Genomic DNA, 22,533 nt, shown 5'->3' with positions numbered 1-22,533 from the left:
GCGGCTAGGGGTGCGGCGGGCCGCCCGCGTCACAGGCGCGCAGGACATCTTCCAGCGGAGGTATGTCGGCCGCCGGCCCCGTACACAGCTGGGCGAGGCGTTCGGTGAGCCGTCGTACCGCGGGGTCCGGCGATCGCTGCAGGCCCTTCCAGATCTTCGTGCCTCCCGGGGACAGCAGATCCTCACGGGTGAACAGGAGGTTCTCACCGGCTCGTCCGATGTCCCAGAGACCGGGGTCCGCCGCGAGCGCCCGCATCGAGAGCAGGATCACCAGGGCCGAGAAGGAGTCCGCGTCGGGCCCCCAGTGGCTGATGTCCCGGTGCGGATGCTGGTAGTTGCGGTGGCCGAACTCCGCGGGAGCCAGATGTGCGGCGAACGGCACCCAAACCGCGTCCAGGTCGACCAGGACGAGACGCAGGTCGTCGTCGACGAGCACATTGCCGTGCTGCAGGTCGCCGTGGCAGATGTGCGAAGAGGCCAGCTGGGCCAGCGCGATCCGCCAGTTCCCGGCGAGGTGGCACAAAGCCGCAGGGTCGTCCCGGACGGAGGCCACAGCTTCGTCCAGGAGTCTGCCCTCGATCCAGGGCATGAGGACGACGGGCCTAGGGGCCCAGCGTGGCCTCGCTCACCCGCAGTTCATGGAAGCGGCTGATCACCGCGAGCACGGAGTTCTCCATCGCGTCGGGCCGCTGCGCGGCCTGCCACATGCGCATGATGCGCTCCGGCGTGTCCGTGGCGCCGCCGGTTGTCTTGAGCAGGATCAGCAGCGTGTACACCGAGCGCAGCTCCGCCCCGCAGACGTACTGGTCCCGCACGGCGCTGAAGGCGTTGTTCAGACCTGGGAAGTCGAGAAGAAGCAGCTCCCCTCCGGGGAAGTCGTTCAAGTGCCATACGGACGGTGCTACATGGACTTCCCTCACAACCCTGCGGACGAGTGGCAGTGTCGCCCTGAGCAGTTCGGCGGTGATCCCGTCGCCGGTGGTACGGGGATCCAGCGCGCGGTACTCGGCAGGACCGGGCAGGACGACCGCCGATCGGGCCAGTGTGTCGTTGAGCTCGGCCGTGAAGCCGAGCAGTGGGCGGCCCAGCATGCGCACGCGGTTCAACGCCTCGTCGATCAGGTCGAGTTCGCCGAGCACTCCCGCCATCGGTTTGGCGAGATCGCCGCTGAGGTGCGCATCGCGGAAGTGAACCAGCTCGCGGCAGTCGGGGTCCTGGAACTCCACCTGCCGCAGCTGCGCTGCCGTCCGCGCGTCGAGTCCGCTGTCCTCCGCCTGGTCGGCTATGGCGTCACGCAGGTGCCGCAGGTAGGCGATCGCCTGGGGCTCGGTGAAGTACTCGACACGTACAGCCGATTCACGAGACTCACGGACCTCTGGACCCGCCGCCTTCGCATGGATGACCGTGACATTGCCGGTGACCGCTTCGTCTCCGACCGGGAGCAACTCGGGTAACCCGAGAAGCAGTCCGAGCAGCAGCGAATTCCCGGCGCTCAGCTCACCGGCCAGTCCGATGCCGAACGGTGACTGAGCGCTCTCCGCGGCCTGCCGCAGCGCTTCGAGTGCCCGGCGATGTGCGCTCCGTACGGCCGGGTCACTGCCGGCCCCGACCGGCTGATGGCGTATGAGCAGTTCAATCAGGCCTGACGCGTCCGATGCGCACCGTGCCAGCTCCCCCAAGGACACGCCGAACCTCCCGCCCCCCCGGCCGTTCCCGCGGCCGGCGCACGATCCGCCCCCGAGTGGTGGGGCACCTACGGTAGGGCTCTGGAATGCCCGAAGAGGACCAGAACAGAAAAGAATCTTCATCTTTGTAAGGATCAAGAACTTCCTCCGTATTTCTTCTGCGTAACCCCTCGGCGGCGCCGGGCCGCCGGGCACCATGAGTGCATGGCACCGCCTGATGCCCAACCACCCGAAGAGCCGCCCCGGCAGGAGCCTCCGTACTGGCCTTGGCCGGGCGAGCAGATCCCGTATCGGCGCGCCGAACACCCCAGCGTGGGCGCGCACTTCGCGACGGAAGACTCACCGCTGTCGCCCCGTCCCCGGCGCCGCTGGCTGCCGGCCGGGGTGGCGCTGCTCGCGGTCACGGGCATCGCCGCAGCCGCCCTGCTGCTCACCCAGGCCGGCGAACCGACCCCCGACGACAGTGCCGGCGTCACCGCGGGCGTCCTCGATGAGCCGGACGACGAGGACTACATCACACCGACGACCAGCGAGCCCCAAGAGACGACCACCGAGCCCGATGAGCCGGTTGATCCCCCGGACTCACCGTCCCCGGAAGAATCCTCACCCTCTGAGGACGAAGAAACGCCTCCTTCGGAGGAGCCGGAGGAGGTGTACGTCGACGAGCTGTCCGCGGGGGACTGTGTCGACGCGGGGGAGAACACCAACTACTACGTGATCGTCTCGTGCGAGGACGTACACGAGCGGCAGACACTGGACTTGGTGACTCTCGACGACCGTGCGGAGTACCCGGGCGACGAGGTGGTCGCCGAAGAGGCCGACTCCCTGTGCTGGGACTCCTACTATGCGGCGTCGTCGGACTGGACTGCCGATGAGGAAGAGCTGCTCAACTATGACGAGGTGACGCCCAGCAGCTCCACCTGGGGGGAGGGGGACCGCACGGTCATCTGCTTCCTGGAGACCCTCGACGGGAGCGCGCTCGAGGGGGACTGGCTCAGCGGCAGTGGCTGAGAGCCGCCGCTCAACTCCCGGTGGGTGACCGGAATCGGACTGGTACGACCTCCAACCGCACCCCCAACACGATCCCTGTGGTCCCGTGTCCGGCACATCACGGCGCCGGTCGAGCGCACCGATACCTGTCAGGATGCCCACCGCGCGGCCGGTGCGCGCAGCGATCACAGCAGACCCTGACGATCCGGGCGGCGGTGCCGGACCGAGCATGGTGACCAGCCCGGGCTCCTGCGACTCCTGGACGGTGAGGTCGAAGGACGCCTGTACGGTCGATACAGCTCCGCCGACGAGCCAGCCCACCAGCGTTGCCCGGTCGCCCGGTTCCGGCATGTCCCGCTGGGGCTTCGCCACCTGGGGCCAGACGGCGGACGAGTGGCACACCGCGATGTCGTAATCGGCGCTCGTATAGGCCAGTGACAGTTCCAGGGCCGCGCCGTCGGGCAGTCTGACGCGGTACGCGGCCCCTTCGTGCGTCACATGAGCGGGCGTGGCCCAGATGCCCTTGCCGATCTGCAGCGCATTCGAAGTGCTGCGGAACGGACTCTTCCCCGGTCCGCTCAGGAGGGGACGAACGGCACGTGACACGGTCCGGGCGCGCATGGGAGCGAGGACATCGGCGCGGAGCACGTTGATGCCGGACAACACCGCGATCACCGCCGCCGCGGGTGACACCCAGGTATCCAGACCCATCACGGGCGCCACCGGCGAACACGCCGGCGGTGACAAGTGTCAGCGGCGCTGCCCCACCCTTGAGATCCGCAGCCACTTGCCGCGCAGCACTCAGCCTCATGATCTCCTCCGCCCCCGACTTCCTCGACCCGGACGAACGCGGGCTCAACCACATGAACACCGGAAGCGACAACCGGACCCCGGCACTCACCTCGGCCCGACTCCGCGCCCCCCGCTGACCCGGGCATTCGCCGCTCGTGCGGAGCGTACCGGTCCGAGCACCTGATCGGCTTCACGTTGGCTGCGGCTCGAAATCCCAGTACGGCCGCTCTCCCCGCCGTACGGCTGCCGTCTGTGGGCTGTGTTCGCCCTGCGTGCCGGTCAGGCGAGCCAGAGCCTCCTGCTGAAGCTGGTCGGCTTCGGTCTCTCGGCGCAGCGCGCGCAGGTCCTGCGCGAGTGCCGCCTGGCAGGCAAGGGTGAGGGGGTGGCTCCGGCCGACGCCGTTCGAGGAACGTTCCAGGGTCAGCCTGCTGAGGTCGGCGGCCCCCTCCGCGTCACCGTTGTGGCTGCGCGCGGACGCTGCGTTGAGGGCGCACCCGATGGTCCACGGGTGGGTGGCACCCATCGAAACCGTCATACCGTGCAGGGCGCGTTCAGCGACGCGTCGTGCTTCGTCGCGGTCACCTGAGTCCTGCAGGATGAGGCCGATGTTGCCGGCCGTGCCGATCGAGTAGGGGTGGGTGTGGCCGAGGAGGTTGGCGTATCCGCGCGCGGCTGTGGTGGCGAGGTCCCACGACTGGTCCAGGCTGCGGTCTTCGCGGAGCAGGGACGCGTAGTCGGCGGCGACGAAGAGCGCTTCGGGGTGGTGGGGGCCCTGGATCTGGTGGGCGCGTTCCACGAGTTCGCGCATCAGGTTGCGGGCCCGTGTGAGGTCGCCGACCCGGCGCAGGCACTGGGCAAGGTTGTGCTCGGCGACGATGGCAGTCACCGTGTACTGGCCCATGAGGCGGCGGTAGTCGTGGACGTTGGCCTCCTGGCGGCCGAGCGCGTAGGCGTAGCGGCCAAGCAGACGCAGCGTCCATGCTTGCCGTTGAGTGGTGTACAGGGTGGAGGCGTGGTACGGCCCGAGGTGTCGCGAGCGCACTGCGAGGACTGCCGCGGACAGATCCAGAGCCTCCTGGTAGCGGCCGAGCAGTGTCAGCACAATGGACAGGTTGGTGCGCGCCTGTTGGGTGGCTACGGCTTCCTCGCCGAGTGTGGTCGAGGTGGTGTGCGCGGTCCGGTCGTAGAGTTCGTAGGCTTCCTGATACCTGCCGAGGGCGACCAGGCTTCCGCCAAGAGTGTTTCTAGCACGCTGCAGGTCGGGGTGGTCGGCCGGTCTGGCTGCAGAGAGTCGGTCGAGGACGTCCCGTGCGACGGCCTCGGCCTCCTGGTAGCGGCCGGTTCTGCGCAGCATGTTGGCGTGCTGGTAGGTGACGATGAGCATGTCGGGGTCGTCGAAGGGCCGGTGTCTGCGCCAGCGTGCCTTCGCCTGCTCGCACAGCCGCAGCCCGGCGTGGGCTTCGCCACGGGTGCGAAGGTAATCGATGCAGTTCAGGACGAGGCGGGCACCGATGCCACCCCGGTCCAGCGAGCCGGAGATTTCCAGGTGCGGGATCAGCTCGGCGTAGCGGGGCCACAGGGCGGCGTCCTGGGGCTCTTGGGGATCGGCTCCCGCGAGGATCACGCAAGCGGTACGGGACAGCCGCTCACGCCGTTCGTCGGAGAGCCGCTCGCGCAGCAGTGTGTGATATAGACGGGGCATGGTGGCTCGCTCCACCCCCGTGGCACCGAACTCGAGCCGAACGGTGGAGGTTTCCGACAGCTGTCGCATCGTCGCGTCCCAGGCCGCGGGGTCGGTGGCGACGGCGGCGATGCGCTGGGGGAGGACGCTGGCGTCGGCGGACTGCAGCAGCCGAAGGGGGAGAGCCTCGGGCGAGAAGTGGGTGAAAAGGTCGAGGAGCTCGACAACCGCGGGATTGCGTTCCCGCAGTGACGCCAGAGTGATCGTCCAACTGCTCTCCAAGGCGCGGGGGTACTGCGTCACCTGGCCGTTCGGCGGCCGCTCGGGAGGATGGGAGCGGACGAGGTCGATGTACTGGGGGACGGGCATCGGATTGGTGTCGAGCCAGGCGGCGGTATGAGAGAGCAGGAGTGGGAAGTCCTGCACCGCCTCGGCGAGCTGGTCGGCCTCGGCGGCCGTGAGCCGGGGGGCCGTGGCGCGGATGTAGGCGACGGACTCGTTCCTCGGGAAGGGCGGCACGTCGATCCGCCGGACACGTTCGTCGTCCGCCCATGCGGAGTTGCGAGAAGTGATGAGGACGTGTCCCGAGCCCTCGGGCAGCAGATCCTCGATCTCCCGCATGTCGTCGGCACTGTCGAGTACGAGTAACCAGCGGTGAAAGGGCAGGCCCACACGCAGGGCGTCCTTCACGGCCCGGATGCGGTTGCCGATGCCCTGTCCTGCGGCGAGGTCGAGGCGGGGCGCGAGCTCGGCGAGCTGTTCCCGGGCTGTTCCCTGGAATGCGGCGCTGATCCACCAGACGATGTCGTATTCGTTGCCGAACCGGTGGGCGTACTCGGTGACCAGCTGGCTCTTGCCGACTCCGGAGGGACCGAGGAGCACGCAGTGGTGTTGTCCGGCACGGGCGTTTCCCGGTTCAGGGGCCGCTGAGAGAGTCTGGCGAATGCGGTCCAAAATCACCTCGCGGCCGCTGAACCGAGGGTTGCGGCGGGGGGCGTTCGACACAGCGGGCGGGGTGTCCGGGAACCTCATGGCCGGGCCGGATGCCTCGTCGGCGAGCCGGGACAGGGATACTCCGAGCAGGTCGAACAGCCGGTGCCTGGCTTCTTGTTCGCCGGTGCCCCGGAGATCTGCCATGGGCAGGGCCGTTGCGGTCGCGGGCGGTTCCCCGGCGTCGACGATCACGGTAGCCAGGCGTCCGGAGTGGGACTCGGCGCACGCGGTGAGCGCCGAGTCCCACTCCTGCGCGGTGCGCCCGCCGAGCCAGCAGTACGTTGCGCCGATCAGGAGTAGCGCCCAGTCCGAGGTGTCGAGCAGGTCGTGCAGTAGTTCGGTCAGTGGCCGCGTCGGATCCGGGTTCCACAGCTGGGATGTGACACGGTGTCCGGCCTGCTGGAGCCGGTCGCTGATCCAGGCCGCCCATGACTGGTCGAAGCCGGCATGACTAAGCACGATATGCCGGCCACCCGGTGCTGGGCCGTGGCGCGGAGCGTTCCCCTCGCGGCTGAGGTCGACAGCAGGGGGAGGGAGCTCGTAGACCGCGCCGTCGGCGGCGAGTAGCCGCACCGGCCCCCAGCCGACGGTCTCCGCAACCGTCTCGGCCTGTCCTACCTGAAGGGTTCGTGGCACGGGTTGGTCGAGCAGGTCCAGAACCTGCGGATCGGTGTCGGGTACCTGTAGAACGAAGCTACCGAGGTCATCGGCCACTTCGCCGAGGATCAGCAGCGGCCCCACGCGACGGCAGCGCAGCTCGGCGCGCGGCAGCAGCGCGGCGATGAGTCCGACGTCGGTGACGCTGAGGCGTTCGGGCGGTTGGGGCTGCAGTACGGCGTCGGCGAGCTGAGCCCTGGCGACCGTGGCGAGTTGCCAGGCGGTGGTGGTCCGGCGGACCGGCTCGGGGAGCCGCTGCCAGGCTCCAGAGAACCAGCGCGCGACCCCGTCCCGAGCCTCCTCGACCAGCGCCCGCAGCGCCGGGCGCAGCGCGTGCTCGATGTCCGCTTCCGCTTCGGTGCCGGCGCCGCTGACGGCGTGCCAAGTGGCGCGCTCCTCGGCGAACAGTGCGGGAGAACCATTGCGATGCATGCGCTCGATCACCGACCAGAGGCGGTGCAGGGGCGCTCCGGTCGGAGAGTTCTTGAGACGTTCGGTGAGTTCGGCGCGCAGCTGCGGCAGCAGATCGCTGCGCAGGACGATGTAGCCGAAGCCGCGTCGCTCGACGAGGTCGCCGAACCACAGGTCCGTCTCAGCCGAGACGTCCAGCAAAGGCGCCACCGTGACCCGTACGGCTCGCATCAGTTCGGGTTCGATGCGGGCGGCGACGCTGAGGAGGATGGCGAGTTCGTGGCCCTGCCGGGGGTGAGGCTCGGCCGGGGAGGTCATCGCAGTTCCCCGACGACCCGGCCAACGGTGGTTCCTCGGTCCCAGACGACCGCGTGCAGCCGAGAGCGCCACCAGGTGGGCCACAGGCGCTCCGGCAGCGGTACGAGGGCGACGGCTTCGCAGCCGTGCTGCCGCATGCGCAGCAGTGTCTCCCGCCACTCGCGTTCGGTTGCCCGGTGCGGGTCGAAGGGCGGTCCGATGGTGCCGAGCGCCGACAGCAGCAGAATGCGGGTGCCTGGCTGCGGGGGGCGGTACGGTCCCCAGGTGCCGCGGGGGCCGGTACCCACTCCGCGCGATGGGCAGTCGGCGAAGCGCAGCACGGTGGTCCTCGCCACACCGACCAGGCTGCGTACCTGGTCGATGACTCCTTCGACGTCCTGCGCGAAGGGCTCCATGGCGGCGGAGATGTCGGCGAGGATCTGTACCCCGTAGCGCAGGGTCGGCAGCGGGCGCCGCGGTATCTCGTGCAGGGGCAGCCCGCGGGCGAGGTGGTCGGCAGCCCGCTCCACGTCCAGGTCGCCCTCGTGGGCGACCCGGGCCAGGGCCGCGTGCAGGACCGCTGCGGTGGAGCGCGGCGCGAGCAGGGGTACATGGAGTCTGCCGCGGCCGGCCGTGGTCCTGGGGGAGGGAAGGGATGCGACGGTCCAGCCGGTCCTGCGCGGCGTGCGACGCTCGGTGGGGGCCAGCGGAGTGTTCGCGGTCGCGGACGACGGATGACGTGGCGTGCCGTTGGGTGAAGGCTCCGGCACGGGCCTGCCGGGGCCTTGCGGCTCTGCCGGACCGGGCAGCGGGCTGGAACCGTGGACAGCGACGGCGGCTGGTGAGGGTTCGAAGACAGGAGCCGGCAGGTTTCCCGGGCCGAGGCCGAGAAGCGCCGCGATACGTTGCCACGCCGAGGGCTCCTGGGCGCCGAGGGCTGTGGCGGCGCGCGCCACGTCTCCCAGCCAGATTTCGCGGTGCCGCATCTGGTCACCACCCGTCTCCGTAGATCTGCTGGCGCTTGACCAGCACGCAGCTCTTCAGCCACTCCCAGCGCTCCGAGCCCAGACCGATCCCGAGGGTGATGCAGGCGCGCAGCGCGTCGAGGTACTCCGCGGTGCTGGGCCCTCGCACGCCCTGTGCGGCAGCCTGCTCGGTCACCCGGCCCAACTCGACAGCCATTGCCTCGGCCAGTCGAAGGTGCCCGGCGCCGCCCGCGCCGTGCCAGCTGCGCATGTGTTCCTCGGCGATGCGGACCAGGCTTCGCACGTCGTGATCGGGGAGGGTGACGACGACGCAGCGACGCAGGAAGGCCTGGGGCAGTTCCCGCTCGTCGTTGGTGGTGATGACAACGAGATGGCGGGAGAAGAGTGGATCCGTGGGGCCCGTCGGCGGCTCGGTCCACACCTCGGTGTCGGTCTCGACGACGGTGAACCGCTGCGACCCGAGCGGTACGAGCAGGCTGTTGGGTACGTCCGGGTCGGCCTTGTCGATCTCGTCGATGAGGACGACGGCATGATCGATGCTGCGGTCGCCGTTGACGCCGGCGAACGGATCCTCGATTCCCTCGGTGGGGGGTTTGTCCTCAGTGGCGGCTCGGCCTCTACGCCGGGCCGAGCGCGGGGCGAGGGCCCACCACAGCACGCCGGGCTGCAGGTAGGAGAAGTCGTCCAGCGGGGGAGACTCCTGGCGGTACACCTGGGCGTCGGCGAGGCGTCGGACGCTGTCGAAGCGCCACAGCAGGTCTCGTGACCGGGTACCGTACGTGATGACGTGTTCGTAGTAGCGCCAGCCCCTGCGCCGTGCGACGTAGGGGGCCAGCGAGGACTTGCCGGATCCGGGGCTGCCGCGCAGCAGCAGTGGTCTGCCGGTTGCCAGGGCCACGTTCACCGCTTCGTCGATGTCCCGGGACATGACGTAGATCTCGCCGTCGCCGCGGTCCGGATTCCGGAACCACTCGTTGGGCGTGGTATTTCCACCTTCGGTGATTGCCATTGGGTAGTTCACCCCCTCGCGTTGCTGCGGTTGATCCGGCCTATCCAGGCGTCGTCGCCGATGTGGGGGATGCCCCAGTCGTTGAGCATTCCGCACGCGACCCTGATCGCCACTCGCTCGTCGTCGGCGCCGAACGGCGGGGTGAGGAGGGCGGCTTGGGAGAGTCGGCCGGTCAGTGGGGAGTCGTCGGGGAGTTGCTCGTGTGGGATCAGTAGGATGTGCACCCACGGGATGTGCTCATGCAACCAGTCGACGACCCGTTCGGCCTGGGGGAGGGTGCAGTACTCGGAATGGATGACGACATACGTGTCGCAGTCCCGGATCCGTGGAGCGCTGGCCAGGGGCTCCCGGGAGCTCATTCCGAACCGGGACCTGATGTGCTGCTCGCAGGCGAGTCGGAGCTCGTCCTCCGGGTCTTCCTCCCCGGGCGGCGGTGCACTGACGGCTATGCAGGTGTACCGGCTGTTGTCCATGCAGAAGGCGCGGCCCAGGTAGTATTGCCCCGTTTCGGGGCTGCGGACGTTCAGGATGACTGTCTGGCGTTCCAGGCCCTCTTCGGGCAGTACGCGCCGTGCGGAGGCCGCGTCGATCCAGACGGGGAGAACCAGCCGGACGAGCTGGTCCAGCGCGGTGCTGTCCATGTGCCGGGCGACTTCCCCGACGGCGTTGCGCAGCTGCGGCGCGTCGTGGGTGTGGAGCATTTGGGCGGCCAGGAAGCCGCAGCTGACGTCGGTGACGGGCGAGCCCGCGAGATGCCGGTCGTGGAGTCCGAGGGCGCGTCCCATACGGGCGAGCCGGCTCATGGTGCGGACCTGGCTGAGCTGTGCGGTGATGTCCTCGTGCCAGCGCTGCACCGGATCGTCGTCGTCCCTCGGGGCCGGAAGCGGCGGAAACGCACCCACGATCGCCTCCGCCGCCTTGGCTGCGTCCGGGACGTTGCCCTTGCCGAGGCTGGCGATTCGGCGCACCAGCTGCAGCGACATCAGGTCCTCGAAGCCGGCGGCTGCCATGTCCTCGGGGGTCACGTCGCCAACCGGGGCGGGAAGCACGAGGAAAGAGTGGTTGAAGTGGTGGCGCCACATGAGGATGTCGACTTCCCTGTGGACCCACATCGAGGTGAGCGCCGCACGGTTGACCAGCACCACCGCGGCCCGGCACTCCAGGAGCCACTCGTACAGCCGGGGGTGCCACCTCTCACCGGGTAAGAGTCCTTCGGCGTCGACGAGGACGTCGTACCCGCGTTCCCGCAGCCCCTGGATGACATGGCCGCGCACCTCGCCGCCGTACGGGTCCTCGCGCGTGCTGTGACTGATGAACACCTTGTTCAAGCCCCCGCCCCTCCCAAGTGCCCGTCCCCATTGAGAGTTTGACGGCAGCTCAGTCGCGGGGCAATCGGGCCTTGAGCAGGAAGGGCCGCAGACGGTCCGCGATGTGTCTGATCAGCCGTTCGAGGTCCGCGCAGTGGACGGACGGATTCCTGAAGCCGTTGCGGGCGTCGAACCGGTGGGCGTAGTTCCCGCCGCCGCAGATCCCGACGACCGGGCAGGACAGGCACTGATCGGAGAGGGCGGCGGTGCCGATCTGGCGGGCGGCGATACCCGGATGGTCGAGAGCCTCGTTGAAGGTGTGGTGGAAGACGTTGAGCCCGGTCTCGGGGGCGCCCGAGTACGCGGTCTTGAGCGAGTCGACCTGTTCGATGGCGCCGTCGGTGTCCACGACGACGGCGACGACGGGGGAGGACCCTACTGATTCGGTGCCGCTTTCCTGGCCGGTCAGGAGGCCGATGATTTCTGTGAACAGCCGGATGGTGGTTTGGGGCGACTCCGCGTGGAACCAGTGGTCGAAGACGTCGGCGAGCCAGTTGCCGTACGGGGTGGCAATGCCGGTCTTCCGGCCGGGGGAGGAGGACCAATTGGTATGCGGCAGGAGCAGATCCATGCTCGGGGGCGTGAATGAGAGGAGCGATTCGTAGACGTCGATGGGATTTGATGACGGGTCGATGGTGCACAGGATGCCGCCGTAGGCGTCGGGGTGACGAGCCAGCACTCGCAGTCCCCGCGAAGCGGCCGGCCAACCAGGGCGCCCGCGATGGTCCACCCTGTGCCGGTTGTGCCGGGCTCGACCGCCGTCGAGGCTCACACCGATCTTCAGCCCGGCGTCGGCCAGTTCGGTGACGACGCCTTCGGTGAGCATGCTGCCATTGGTTTGCAAAGTGGCCTGCACCTGGCAGAATCCAGGCCCCACGGCCGCATCGATGGCCTCCCGGACCGCGGTGACGTAGCGGATGGGTGCCGCCGCTCCGGTCAGCAGCGGCTCACCGCCGTGCACGTTCAGGTGGACCTCCGACAGCATGTGGGTCTTTGCATGGTCGGCGATCCGGGTGGCGGTCTTCGCCACAACTTCCGCGGGCGCTGTCCGAGGCCGCCTACGCCAGCTCTGGTCCGGCCCTGAATAGACGTAGCAATATGTGCAGGCGAAATTGCAGCGGCTGTGCATCTTCAGTACGAACTGCTGGAAGGGCACTGCCTGATGACCCGCCGCCCGAGCGGCGGCGACATCGAGTCCCTGTAGAGGCCACAGGGCCGACGTGTTGTGTCGGTGGCCCGCCTCAGTAGGTGACGAAGGGGCTGTCGTCATAGAAAGCCACAGCGTTGCTGCGAGAGCCGGCACGGGCCAGCAGGCTGGTCACCACGGCGGCGAGAACGGGGTTGCTCACGTCACCGGCCAATGACGCAAGATGGAGGCCGGTGAAGTCCGGCAGCTCAATGGCCTGATGCCCGTCACGCGGGGACAGAGCAGTGCCCGGGGGAAGAGGCAACTATGACTCCAGGATGAAATGCGGTCGCTTCGCGCCCGGCTGTGAGGATAGTAGACGGTCGCAGGCCAAGTTTCAGCCACGACGCGAATATGCACGCGGCTCACGACGCGCGCCAGCCGCTCCAGCGCAGGACCGAGACTTTGACCACCGGCCCGCCGGGTGGCCGGCCGGCGTACTGCTGGTATTTCGCCGTGAGCAGTCCGATGCAGCGGGCGGCCTCGGGGGAGTGGTCCGGTGACGGGAGCACTCGGGCTTCGCCTTCGGCCCGGGCCCACCACAGGCGGTCCCAGTCCTCCTCGTAGTGGTCGGTGAGCAGGCAGACCGACGAGTTGGCGGCGATGTTGGCCAGGCGTTTCAGTCGCGTCGTCCGCTTCGGTTTGTGGTCCACGGCCAGCATCACCGTGTCGCCGTCCAAGGCGAACACCACCGGCACCAGGTGCGGGTGGGCCGCAGTGTCGGCCGTCGCGAGGTGGGCGATGCGCGCCGCGGCGAACCGCTCCCGTGCTTCAGTGCTCGTCAAAGCGGGCATCGCACCCCTTTCCGCCAGTCACCGCGGTTATGGCGGTTGCGTATCCTTGCATCGGTCCCACGTTCCCGGGCGCAGCGGTTTCCGCGCCTCAGCGGTACCGGGCAGCGACTTCGGCCAGCCGGTCCAGGTACTCCAGCGTCTCCCGTTCGGGCATCGTCGGCACGTAGAACAGCAGCCGCTCGATCCCCAGTCGGCTGTAGCCCTCGATCTGCTCGGGGTCGTCGGGAGCCGCGTACACCGTCACCGGCACCTCTCGGTCGGCAAGGTCGCGCAGCCGCTCGATCTTCGGACCGAGCTCCTGCGGCGGCAAGCTGTTGGCCAGCCACGCGTCTCCGAACTGCGCCACCCGCCGGAACGCTCCCTCGCCGCCACCGACGTAGATCGGCGGATGGGGGCGCTGCACGGGCTTGGGCCAGGCGTAGACCGGATCGAAGTTCACGAACTCGCCGTGGAACTCGGCCTTCTCCGCGGTCCACAGCTCTCGAATGGCGCGCAGCCGTTCGTCGGCGAGCCGGCCGCGGGTGGAGGGGTCGGTGCCATGGTTCCTCATCTCCTCACGGTTCCAGCCGACACCCACGCCGAAGATCACACGGCCGCCGGAGATCAGGTCGAGAGAGGCCACCTCCTTCGCCGTGATGATCGGATCGCGCTGCGGGATCAGGGCGATGCCGGTGGCCAGCAGCAGCCGCTCGGTCACCACACCGATCGCGGTCAGGACGACGAAGGGGTCAAGGGTGCGGTAGTACATCTCCGGCAGCTCACCACCGCCCGGGTAAGGCGTCTGGCGGTCCGCCGGGATATGGGAGTGCTCGGCGATGAACAACGAGTCGAAGGCGCGTTCCTCAAGTGCGGCTCCGAGCGAGGTCGGGCTGATGCCCTGGTCGGTGACGAACGTCGAGACTCCGAATTTCACGACTGCTCCATAGAGGGGCGAGTACGGGACGGGGCGGGTTGCACAGATGTGCTGACTACCCACCCCGGGCGACTCCGCCCCCATGACCACCCGGGAGAACCATCGCCGAGCACGGTTCCACCCCCGCGGGCGCAAGAACGCGCCGGGGTGCCGTCGGACGCGCACCGGCGGCCCGCCGGCCCGGAACCCCGGCGTGGCGTCCATCGCCGGCGGACAATCCCGGCGTGGCGTCTCCCGAAGGGGGATGTGAGCCCCTCGCTGCCGGCGCGTCTTGACGCAGGAAGCACACGGTCTCCAGCTCGGAGTCAACCCGGGCCTCCATTCCACTGGAAGAGGGACGAACCGCGTGAGAAGTGATCCGGGCCCGGATTGACGGAATGATCAAGGCGGAAAATCCGAGGCAAGCCCTGGGTTGCGCTGCGACACCCGAGAGAAGGACCCGTGCACCGCAAAGCTCTGAACATCTACCTGAACGACCACCTTGCCGGCGCCACGTCAGGAGTGGAACTCTGCCGGCGGATCGCAAGGACGCACCGCTCGTCGGCCCGTGCCGGAGAGTTGCGGGCCCTGGCCGAGGACATCGCCCAGGACCGCCAGACTCTCCTCGAAGTGATGGATTCGCTCGAGATCACCCCGCACCGGTACAAGATCTACGTGGGGTGGGCCGCGGAAAAGGTCGCACGGCTCAAGCCCAACGGCCGCGTCCTCCGCCGCTCGGGACTGAGTACGCTCATCGAACTGGAAACCCTGCGGTTGGGCATCCAGGGCAAACACCACTTGTGGCGGGCACTGAGGCACGTAGCCCCGGAGTCGGACCACTTCGATACGTCACGGCTCCAAGGACTCATGGACCGGGCCACGAACCAGATGGAAACCGTGGACAGCTTGCACGACACCGCGGCCAGAGCGGTCCTGAGCCGAGGCGGCGGCTGACGCGCGCCGAACGGTTGTTCCTGGACCACTGCTCGCCGGCCGTTTGTCGAGGTCGTCCTGTCAGAAGCGGTGATGACCGCCGATGCCGACGATGATGGAAGCGACAACCGCGAACCTGGACCAAGAGGCGCTGGCTGTTCGCGCCTCCCCGGTGGGACAGTACTGCGGTGCCGTCAGGACGGTGGCGACGAAGGCGGTCGGGACCCCGGCGTCGCCTGAGGGTAGGGGGAGACGTGGAAGGGCGCGCGACGCGGGCTGCGGGGGCGATGCGGTTGCCGCCCGGCAGCGTGGTGCTCACGGATGTGGTGGTCGGGCGAGGTCCTCCGAAGGCGGCGCCGGTTCCCGCCTTCTGACGACCTGGCCCCGGTCAGCTCGCTGCTGCCCGGTTTCTCACGCCTGTACTGGAGACTCCCATGTCCCGCATCCGCACGACGCCCCGCCGTCTGGGCACCGCTCTGACCTTCGCTGCCGCCGCCGTTCTGCTGACCGCCGGGCCCGCCGCCGCGCACGTCGAGGTCGAGGCCGACAAGGCCCAGGCACTCGCCGAGGACGTCACGCTGAGGTTCAACGCCGAGTCGGAGTCCGCCAAGGCGGGCATAGCCGAGCTGCGCGTCGTCCTGCCCAAGGGCATGTCACCTGCCGACGTCGCCTACGGCCAAGGCCCCAAGGGCTGGACTTTCACCGCGAACGAAGACGGCTACACGGTCAAGGGCCCGGCCGTCGCGGTGGGGAAGAACGCCGAATACTCCGTCACCGTACGGCAGTTGCCCGACGCCAAGGAGGTGGCATTCAAGACGCTCCAGACGTACAGCGACGGAAGTGTCGATCGCTGGATCGAGCTGGACGAGTCCGGCGGCGGTGACGAGCACGGCCACGGCCACGGCAGTCCGGCCCCGGTGTTGAAGCTCAAGGCTGCGGCGCCCGGTGCGAAGCCCGTGACCCCCAGCCCCACCGCGTCCCCGACGCCCAGCGAGACCGCCCCGACGCCGAGCCCGTCGAAGACCCCGTCCGCAGCGGCAGGGAAGAAGGATGACAACGGGCTACCGGCAGGTGCCTGGGTGGGCATCGGCGCAGCCGCCGTGGTCGCCCTCGCGGCCGTGGGCTACGCGGTGCGCCGCCGCACATCCGCCGGGGCGTAACTCCCCGATCGGCATCTGACCGGCGTAGTCACTCGGCGATGTAGGTGCGGTAGACCCAGCGGTAGACCGGCATTGTCTCACCGTGCAGGGTGCGGTACTCATGCGTGAACTCGAAGTGCTCGTAGGCGTTGTGGCGCAGTATCTTGACCGGCTCTCCACACCCTCCGGGGGGCATCGCCCAGACTTGAGGAAGGTCCTCCGGGCCTCCTTGAAGAAGCACTAGATTCGATTGGTGCATGGCTCATGCCTCCAGCAGCCTGGGACGAGACGGAGTGGAGCGGTGTTGAAGGGCGAGCCGCGCAAACGAGCCGTCAGCGCGGCCCGCGGACGGGCTTATGAACCGGCACCGTCCTGGAGCGTGAGGCCCATGTAGTCGGCGAGGCCGGTGGCGAGTGCCGCCAGCGTCGGATGCTGGTAGACGAAGTTGGCGGCGATTTTGATGCCGAGACCGGTTTCCAGGCGGGTTCGCAGCTCCAGGGACAGCAGCGAGTCGAACCCCAGTGACTTCAGCGGAGTCTGCGGGTCGAGGGTGGTGTTTCCCAGCCGGAGCACCGCGCGGATGTGGTCGGCGATGTAGGCCTCGAGGGCGGTGCGTCGGGCGAGACCTGCAGGTATGGAGCTCAGCTCGGTCCGAATGTCGATGCTGTCGTCCTGCTCGGTGTTTCCGGACGGTTCGTCGGCGAGGAGGCTGAACAGCGACGAATGCCGGACCGCCGGGAGGATCCAGGTGTCCGGTTTCCCGGGGATCACGCCGGTGCGTGTGCGCCGGTGCACGAGCAGCGCGTTGAGGGCCTGGAGGCCCTTTTTCGTGGGGATGGTCTGGTAGCCGCGTTCGGCGAAGTCGACAGCAGCTCCGGTCTCACCCCATGCGCCCCAGTTCACGGAGAGAGTCGGCATGCCGCGGCTCGTCCGCCAGGTGGCGAATCCATCGAGCCAGGAGTTGGCGGCGGCGTAGGCGCCTTGGCCGGGATTGCCCAGCAGGGAGGCCATGGACGAGAACACGACGAACCAGTCGGGGGCGTTACCGGCGGTGGCTTCGTGCAGCCTCCAGGCACCGGATGCCTTGGGATGCCACACGCGTAGCAGCTGGTCGTCGGAAATGTTGGTGACCGCGGCGTCGTCGAGCACCATGGCCGCGTGCACGAGGCCGCGCAGAGGCAGGCCGTTCGCGGTGGCGGTGGCCACGAGGCGTTCGGCGGTGCCCGGATCGGCGATGTCGCCGAGAGCGACAGTGATCCGGGTCCCGCGGGCGCGCAGCTCGTCCAAGGTCCGTTCGGTCGACTCAGAGCCGGGCGAGCGGCCGTTGAGGACGATGTGACCGGCGCCCTGTTCGGCGAGCCAGCGGGCCGTCGCGAGGCCGACACCCCGTAGTCCGCCGGTGACGATGTAAGCGCCGCCCGGGGAAACGGCCGACGGCCCTTCGGGGATCACGGCGGTCGTGTCGCCCCGGTCGGGGACGGTCAGGATCAGTTTGCCGATGTGGCTCGCGCCCGCCATGAAGCGGAACGCTTCCGTGACCGCGGCCAGTGGGAAGCTTCGGTGGGGCAGCGGCTTCAGCCCTCCCGAGGCGACCTCGCCGAGCACCTCGCGGAGCACGGCGGTGAACACCTCTGGTCGCTTGTGCTGGACCTCGATGAGGTCGACGGTGCTCAGAGTGATGTTGTGCCGGAACGGCGACAACCCGACGGACGCGTCGGAGAGGATGTCGCGCACCCCGAGTTCGACGAACCGGCCGAAGGGACGCAGAGTTTCCAGCCCGGAGCGGATCGCCGCGCCGGACAAGGAGTTGAGGACGACATCGACGCCCTCGCCCCCGGTGACGGCGCGCGTCTGCTCAGCGAAGTGCAAGGACCGGGAATCCATGACGTGCTCGATTCCCATACCGCGCAGATAGCCGCGTTTCTCCGCACTGCCGGCTGTGGCCAGTACCTCGGCCCCCAGCATCCGGGCGACGCCGATGGCGGCAAGACCGGTCCCGCCGGTCGCGGAGTGGATCAGAACCCGTTCACCGGCGGTGAGTCGCGCCACGTGGCGCAGTGCGTACCACGCGGTGACGTACGCGGCCGGGAGCCCTGCCGCCGCGACGGGGTCGATTCCGGCCGGTACGGGCGCGACGGTATGCACGGGCACGGTGACGAACGAACCGAAGGCCCCGCCCCGCAGGTCGACGGCCAGCACCGGGTCGCCCACGCGGACAGCCGTGACGTCCGGCCCCACAGCGGTGACCGTCCCCGCGCACTCGAAGCCGATGCGGTACCTCGCGTCCTCGTCCACCGAGAGAAGGCCCATGGCTGTGAGCACATCCCGGAAGTTCACCGCCGCGGCACTGACGCGGAGTTCGACTTCGCCAGGTCCCGGGGCGGGCCTGTCGCCGACGGCGAGTTCGAGGGAGCCCAGGTCGCCGAAGCGGCCGACTCGGAGCCGGAAGCGGTCCGTGCCGTAGCGCACCCTGCGTGTGGTGGCCGTGGTGCGCTCGGTGTCCGTCAGCGGGGCGTAGTCCAGCCGGGCGATGTGGCGGGCGCCGCCGCGCAGAGCGACCTCGTCCTCGGGACCCGCGTTCAGCAGTTCGGCCGCCATGTCGTGCAGTGCGGCGTCGGCCAGGTCGGCGTCCATGTGGGTGGCGCGGAGTTCGGGGTGCTCGTAGGCGAGGACGCGTACCACTCCGCGCAGCGCGCTCTGGCCGGGGTCGGCCGACTCTCCGGGTTCGACGGCCTGGGCGCCACGGGTGACCACGAACAGGCGAGGAGGTTCGGGGCAGCCGGAGACGGCGGCTTGCGCGGTGTCGAGCAGGCGTCGCGTGCGTCGCAGTGCATGCGCTGCCGGTTCCTCGCCTGCGGCGGGTGGCGCGCAGAGCAGCACCACCGTGTCAGGGGGCGTGGGGCGGCCGGCCCAGCGGTCGACGAGAGCGTCTTTGAGCTGCCCGAGCGGGTGGTCGCCCACGGGGGTGTCGAGCACGTCGGTGGTCGCCCCTGCCGTGTGCAGCATGGCGGCCAGCGCCTGGGCGGAACCGTCCGCCTCACCGATGACGAGCCAGCTTCCCCGCGGGGTCGTCCTCGCGTTCGTCTCGGGGCGCGCGGCACGTGGCCAGCGGGCCTCGAGGAACCAGCCGTCGACCCCGCTGGCACCGTGCGCGCCATGGCGTATCAGCCGGAGGCTGTCGATACTGAGCAAGGGCTTGCCCGCCTCGTCCAGCAGACGGACGTGTCCGGTGACGCCGTCAGTCTTCTCCTCCACGATGCGGGCGTGACAGTACACGGCCGTCGTGAGGTCGCCGAGGATGCGTATTGCCTTGACCCCGACCGGAAGGACCAGACCCTGGCCGGGTTCCTGGATCAGCCCCGCCACGAGGGCTTGCGCACAGGAGTCGACAAGGGCCGGGTGGACACGCAGGTCGTGGGGCGCCGATGTCGCCGCCGCTGGTAACTCGACGCGAGCCCACGTGCTTTCGCCGTCGCGTGAGACCCGCAGGTTTGTGATGCCGGTGAAGGCCGGGCCGTGTTCGATGCCGCGGGCGCGCATGCTCGCGTAGAGCGAGGCCGGGTCGATGGCGACTGGATGCTGTGCCGGCAGGGCCGTCAGCTTCGCCGTCGGCGCCAGCGGCGGTACGCCGGCGTGGTGCAGCTCGGCGGTCGCCTGTCGTACCCAGCCTCCGTCGTCACCGCGGCCGAAGATCTCGCACTCGGCGCGGTCCGGAGCGGTCACGGTGACGCTGGTGACCACCTCGGTGTGTGCGGACAGCTGCAGTAGCTCCAGGAACCGGACGTCGGTGACCTCGATTTCCTGAGGGGGCGCGCCGAAAACCTCACAGGCTGCTGTCAGCGCAATGGCGCAATAGCCGGCGCCGGGAAATACCGGATCCGCGTGCACTCGGTGGTCGGCCAGCCATGGCACCGCCGCGGTCCCCGCGTCTCCCCGCCAGTAGTGGCGGACCTGTTCACCCGGGACCTCGGAGTGTGTACCGGGCAGGCCGCCGCCCGTTCCCGAGGGAGCGCCAGGGAACGGGGCGACATCCGCCCAGTGACGTTGCCGGTCGAACGTGAGGAAGGGTACGTCGCAGAGCTCCGCGTCCGTGTAGAGCTTCGACCAGTCGACCTCGACGCCCGCGCAGTGCAGAGCTGCCAACTGGGTGCGGAACGTGGTCAGTTCCTCCTCGTCGCGGCGCAGTGTGGGCAGGACTACCGCGTTCTCGATGAGGCGGGGCAGGCTGTCCGTGACAGAGCGGGTGACGACCGGGTGGGGAGAGACTTCGACGTAGACGTGGTGCCGGTCCGCGGCAGCCGCGGCGATCGCGGAGGCGAACCGTACGGGGCGGCGCAGGTTCGCGCACCAGTAGGCGGCGTCGAAGTCGGGAATGCGGCGTGGGTCACTCAGAACTGTCGAGTAGAACGGCACTCGGGGTTGCTGGGGTGTCAAGTCCGCCAGGGCCGTGCGGAGGTCGGAGAGCAGCGAATCCACCTGGGGGGAGTGCGAGGCGACGTCCACGGCGATCAGGTGCGCGGGGATGGCCCGCGACTCCCAGGCGGCAACCAGCCGTTCCACCTCTCGGGCCTCACCGGCTACGACCGTTGAGCCGGGGGCGGCAAGGACCGCGACCGAGACGGCGCCGGTCACGCGGGCGGTGTCGAGTTCAGCTTCCACCGCGGCCCGGTCCAGGCTCACGGTCGCCATGGCGCCGGCCCCCGCGATCCGGGTCAGCAGCGAGGACCGGCGGCAGATGACCCGGACACCGTCGGCGAGGGTCAGCGCTCCGGCCACGACCGCGGCCGCGACCTCACCCATGGAGTGGCCCACGACGGCGGCCGGTTCGACGCCATAGGTCCGCCAGAGAGCGGCGAGTGCGATCTGTGAGGCGAACAGCAGGGGCTGCACCCGTGAGCATTCGGTCACCGGCACCCCCCTGGACACCATGTCCTGTACGGAGAACCCGGCCTCGGCCTCGATCAGCGCGTCGGCTTCGGTCAGAGCCGCGGCAAAGTCCGGCTCGTGCTCCAGCAGAGTGCGTCCCATGCCCGGCCATTGCGAGCCCTGCCCGGAGAACACCCACACCGGGCGCCGGGAGACCCCGGCGGCCACCGCGCCGGACACCAGGCCCGGGTGGGCCTGTCCGGCCGTGAAGGACCTCAGGGCGCGGACGAGGTCGTGGCGGGAGGCGGCCACCGCGCCGAGGCGGCCGCGGCCTGCCGATCGCCTCAGCGCGAGTGTGTGGGCGACGTCGCGCAGCGGCACGCCCGATCCGTCTCCCTCGAGCCAGTCGGCGAGCCGTTCCGCCGCCAGCGGGAGCACCCTGGCCGACCCGGCGGGTACGAGAAGGACCTCGGGCGTCGTGCGCTCCGGACGTCGGGGGACAGGCCGATGGCTGGAGTCGGCGGCCGGTGCCTGCTCGAGTACGACGTGGGCGTTGGTGCCGGAGTATCCGAAGGACGAGACCGCGGCGAGCCGGGGGCTCGAGCGGGTGGGCCACTCGGTCAGCCGGGTGGGCACGAAGAAGCGGGTTCCTTCCGGTGCGATGGCCGGGTTCCACTCCGTGAAGTGCAGATTGGGCGGGACGAGTCCGCGCTGCAGGCACAGCACGGCCTTGATCAGGCCGCTGATTCCTGAGGCGGGTTCGAGATGTCCCAGGTTCGTCTTGACCGATCCGAGCGCGCACGGGTCCCGGCCCACGCCGTAGACCTGCGCCAGGCTCGAGAACTCGATCGGATCCCCGATCGGTGTGCCCGTACCGTGCGTCTCGATCAGCCCCACGTCCTGTGGGTCGGTCCCGGCACGTTCCAGTGCCTCCCGGAACAGGGCCTGCTGGGCGGCCGCCGAGGGGGCGGCCAGCCCGTTGGACCGACCGTCCTGATTCACTGCCGAGCCGCGTATCACGGCGAGTACGCGGTCACCGTCCCGCAGGGCGTTGGCCAGGCGTTTGAGTACGACGACACCGCACCCCTCACCGCGCACGAAGCCGTCCGCGCCGGCGTCGAACGTGTGACAGCGTCCCGTCGGCGACAGCATGCCCATGCGCGCGAAGGACCGCATCGTCCTGGATCCGAGGATGAGGGTGACACCGCCGGCCAGGGCGAGGTCGCACTCACCGGACCCGAGCGCCCCGCATGCCAGGTGGAGTGCCACGAGCGATGAGGAGCAAGCCGTGTCCAGCGCGACACAGGGGCCGTGCAGCCCCAGGAGATAGGAGATGCGTCCCGCGGCGACGCAGTGACCGTTCGTCAGGAGCGAGCCCTCCAGCTCCAGCGGCTGCCCGGCGAGCCCCTCGTAGAAGTCGTTGTAGCTGATACCCAGGTACATCCCTGTCGAGCTCCCGGCCAGCCGGTCGGGCCGTAACCCCGCGTGTTCCAGTGCCTCCCATGCCACCTCCAGCAGCAGCCGGTGCTGCGGGTCGAGCACGTCCGCCTCGCGACCGGAGACCCCGAAGAAGTCCGCGTCGAAGCCGGACACGTCCCGCAGATAGCCGCCCTGTCGATCCATCGGATTCCCGGACCCGACTTTGCCGTGATGACCGCCGGACGCTCCAGGCCCGGCACGACCGGGGGGAGGATCCCCCACCGCATCCCGTCCGGAGGCCACCAGTCGCCACAGTGCGGCGGGCGAATCGACATCGCCGGGAAGCCGGCACCCCAGTCCGACAACGGCGATACGCGTGTGGTCTCCACTCGCAGGGTGCTCACGCTGGACCATTGGAAACCTCTCCCTCCCGTCA

At 69.4% G+C, this 22,533-nt stretch carries 15 protein-coding genes and 1 pseudogene; 3 read left to right on the top strand and 13 right to left on the bottom strand.

Going from position 1 to position 22,533, the window contains the following annotated elements:
• Window positions 1-4: 4 nt before the first annotated feature.
• Complete coding sequence (locus ACFYWY_RS31970) at window positions 5-589, bottom strand: hypothetical protein (RefSeq protein ID WP_389192888.1); 585 nt, start codon at window positions 587-589, stop codon at window positions 5-7.
• A 13-nt stretch (window positions 590-602) separates the two neighbouring features.
• The gene (locus tag ACFYWY_RS31965) at window positions 603-1,685 is read right to left on the bottom strand and encodes a hypothetical protein (RefSeq protein WP_389192886.1); all 1,083 of its coding nucleotides are present in this window, start codon (window positions 1,683-1,685) and stop codon (window positions 603-605) included.
• Window positions 1,686-1,889: 204 nt separating this feature from the next.
• On the opposite strand from ACFYWY_RS31965, the gene ACFYWY_RS31960 reads away from it, so the two are divergent.
• Window positions 1,890-2,696 (top strand): septum formation family protein, encoded by an 807-nt coding sequence (locus tag ACFYWY_RS31960; RefSeq protein WP_389192883.1) that lies wholly within the window; start codon window positions 1,890-1,892, stop codon window positions 2,694-2,696.
• 192 nt (window positions 2,697-2,888) lie between these two features.
• On the opposite strand, the pseudogene ACFYWY_RS31955 reads toward ACFYWY_RS31960, so the two are convergent.
• The 9 genes and pseudogenes from ACFYWY_RS31955 to ACFYWY_RS31915 all read right to left on the bottom strand — a co-directional run.
• A pseudogene (locus ACFYWY_RS31955) lies at window positions 2,889-3,296 on the bottom strand (hypothetical protein); the annotation flags it as partial.
• A 361-nt stretch (window positions 3,297-3,657) separates the two neighbouring features.
• Complete coding sequence (gene fxsT / locus ACFYWY_RS31950; protein ID WP_389192880.1) at window positions 3,658-7,527, bottom strand: FxSxx-COOH system tetratricopeptide repeat protein; 3,870 nt, start codon at window positions 7,525-7,527, stop codon at window positions 3,658-3,660.
• A complete protein-coding gene (locus tag ACFYWY_RS31945; RefSeq protein WP_389192877.1) occupies window positions 7,524-8,492 on the bottom strand; it encodes a hypothetical protein in 969 nt (322 codons plus the stop codon). The genes fxsT and ACFYWY_RS31945 overlap by 4 nt, the downstream gene beginning before the upstream one ends.
• A 4-nt stretch (window positions 8,493-8,496) precedes the next feature.
• Window positions 8,497-9,501: an AAA family ATPase gene (locus tag ACFYWY_RS31940; protein WP_389192874.1), complete on the bottom strand. Its 1,005-nt coding sequence runs from the start codon at window positions 9,499-9,501 to the stop codon at window positions 8,497-8,499.
• A gap of 8 nt (window positions 9,502-9,509) precedes the next feature.
• Window positions 9,510-10,820, bottom strand: a complete 1,311-nt coding sequence (locus ACFYWY_RS31935; RefSeq protein WP_389192957.1) for a toll/interleukin-1 receptor domain-containing protein — start codon at window positions 10,818-10,820, stop codon at window positions 9,510-9,512.
• Between the two features lie 58 nt (window positions 10,821-10,878).
• A complete protein-coding gene (locus ACFYWY_RS31930) occupies window positions 10,879-12,138 on the bottom strand; it encodes an FxsB family cyclophane-forming radical SAM/SPASM peptide maturase (protein ID WP_389192871.1) in 1,260 nt (419 codons plus the stop codon).
• A complete protein-coding gene (locus ACFYWY_RS31925; RefSeq protein WP_389192868.1) occupies window positions 12,110-12,319 on the bottom strand; it encodes a YxD-tail cyclophane-containing RiPP peptide in 210 nt (69 codons plus the stop codon). The genes ACFYWY_RS31930 and ACFYWY_RS31925 overlap by 29 nt, the downstream gene beginning before the upstream one ends.
• Before the next feature lie 100 nt (window positions 12,320-12,419).
• A complete protein-coding gene (locus ACFYWY_RS31920) occupies window positions 12,420-12,848 on the bottom strand; it encodes a TIGR03668 family PPOX class F420-dependent oxidoreductase (protein ID WP_389192865.1) in 429 nt (142 codons plus the stop codon).
• A gap of 88 nt (window positions 12,849-12,936) precedes the next feature.
• Window positions 12,937-13,761: an LLM class F420-dependent oxidoreductase gene (locus ACFYWY_RS31915; RefSeq protein WP_389192862.1), complete on the bottom strand. Its 825-nt coding sequence runs from the start codon at window positions 13,759-13,761 to the stop codon at window positions 12,937-12,939.
• Window positions 13,762-14,202: 441 nt separating this feature from the next.
• Here ACFYWY_RS31915 and ACFYWY_RS31910 point away from each other — a divergent pair, with 441 nt between their 5' ends.
• Both ACFYWY_RS31910 and ACFYWY_RS31905 read left to right on the top strand, forming a co-directional pair.
• Complete coding sequence (locus ACFYWY_RS31910) at window positions 14,203-14,694, top strand: hypothetical protein (protein WP_389192860.1); 492 nt, start codon at window positions 14,203-14,205, stop codon at window positions 14,692-14,694.
• Window positions 14,695-15,107: 413 nt separating this feature from the next.
• Entirely contained in the window at window positions 15,108-15,833 is a 726-nt protein-coding gene (locus tag ACFYWY_RS31905) for a DUF1775 domain-containing protein (protein ID WP_389192857.1), read from the top strand.
• Window positions 15,834-15,861: 28 nt separating this feature from the next.
• On the opposite strand, the gene ACFYWY_RS31900 is transcribed toward ACFYWY_RS31905, so the two are convergent.
• Together ACFYWY_RS31900 and ACFYWY_RS31895 are read right to left on the bottom strand one after the other, a co-directional pair.
• Window positions 15,862-16,071 (bottom strand): DUF5988 family protein, encoded by a 210-nt coding sequence (locus ACFYWY_RS31900; protein ID WP_389192854.1) that lies wholly within the window; start codon window positions 16,069-16,071, stop codon window positions 15,862-15,864.
• A gap of 95 nt (window positions 16,072-16,166) precedes the next feature.
• Complete coding sequence (locus ACFYWY_RS31895; RefSeq protein ID WP_389192851.1) at window positions 16,167-22,511, bottom strand: SDR family NAD(P)-dependent oxidoreductase; 6,345 nt, start codon at window positions 22,509-22,511, stop codon at window positions 16,167-16,169.
• Window positions 22,512-22,533 lie beyond the last annotated feature (22 nt).

The sequence above is a fragment of the Streptomyces sp. NPDC002870 genome (genome assembly GCF_042888505.1).
Lineage (GTDB): Bacteria > Actinomycetota > Actinomycetes > Streptomycetales > Streptomycetaceae > Streptomyces.
The sequence above is the reverse complement of the archived record's forward strand: the minus strand, read 5'-3'. Positions and strand labels throughout refer to the sequence as shown.

Excerpts from the sequence above, each read along its gene's own strand:
- ACFYWY_RS31970 (WP_389192888.1), bottom strand. The coding sequence starts at position 589 with ATGCCCTGGATCGAGGGCAGACTCCTGGACGAAGCTGTGGCCTCCGTC.
- ACFYWY_RS31960 (WP_389192883.1), top strand. The coding sequence starts at position 1,890 with ATGGCACCGCCTGATGCCCAACCACCCGAAGAGCCGCCCCGGCAGGAG.
- fxsT (WP_389192880.1), bottom strand. The coding sequence starts at position 7,527 with ATGACCTCCCCGGCCGAGCCTCACCCCCGGCAGGGCCACGAACTCGCC.
- ACFYWY_RS31945 (WP_389192877.1), bottom strand. The coding sequence starts at position 8,492 with ATGCGGCACCGCGAAATCTGGCTGGGAGACGTGGCGCGCGCCGCCACA.
- ACFYWY_RS31940 (WP_389192874.1), bottom strand. The coding sequence starts at position 9,501 with ATGGCAATCACCGAAGGTGGAAATACCACGCCCAACGAGTGGTTCCGG.
- ACFYWY_RS31930 (WP_389192871.1), bottom strand. The coding sequence starts at position 12,138 with ATGACGACAGCCCCTTCGTCACCTACTGAGGCGGGCCACCGACACAAC.
- ACFYWY_RS31920 (WP_389192865.1), bottom strand. The coding sequence starts at position 12,848 with ATGCCCGCTTTGACGAGCACTGAAGCACGGGAGCGGTTCGCCGCGGCG.
- ACFYWY_RS31905 (WP_389192857.1), top strand. The coding sequence starts at position 15,108 with ATGTCCCGCATCCGCACGACGCCCCGCCGTCTGGGCACCGCTCTGACC.
- ACFYWY_RS31900 (WP_389192854.1), bottom strand. The coding sequence starts at position 16,071 with ATGCACCAATCGAATCTAGTGCTTCTTCAAGGAGGCCCGGAGGACCTT.
- ACFYWY_RS31895 (WP_389192851.1), bottom strand. The coding sequence starts at position 22,511 with ATGGTCCAGCGTGAGCACCCTGCGAGTGGAGACCACACGCGTATCGCC.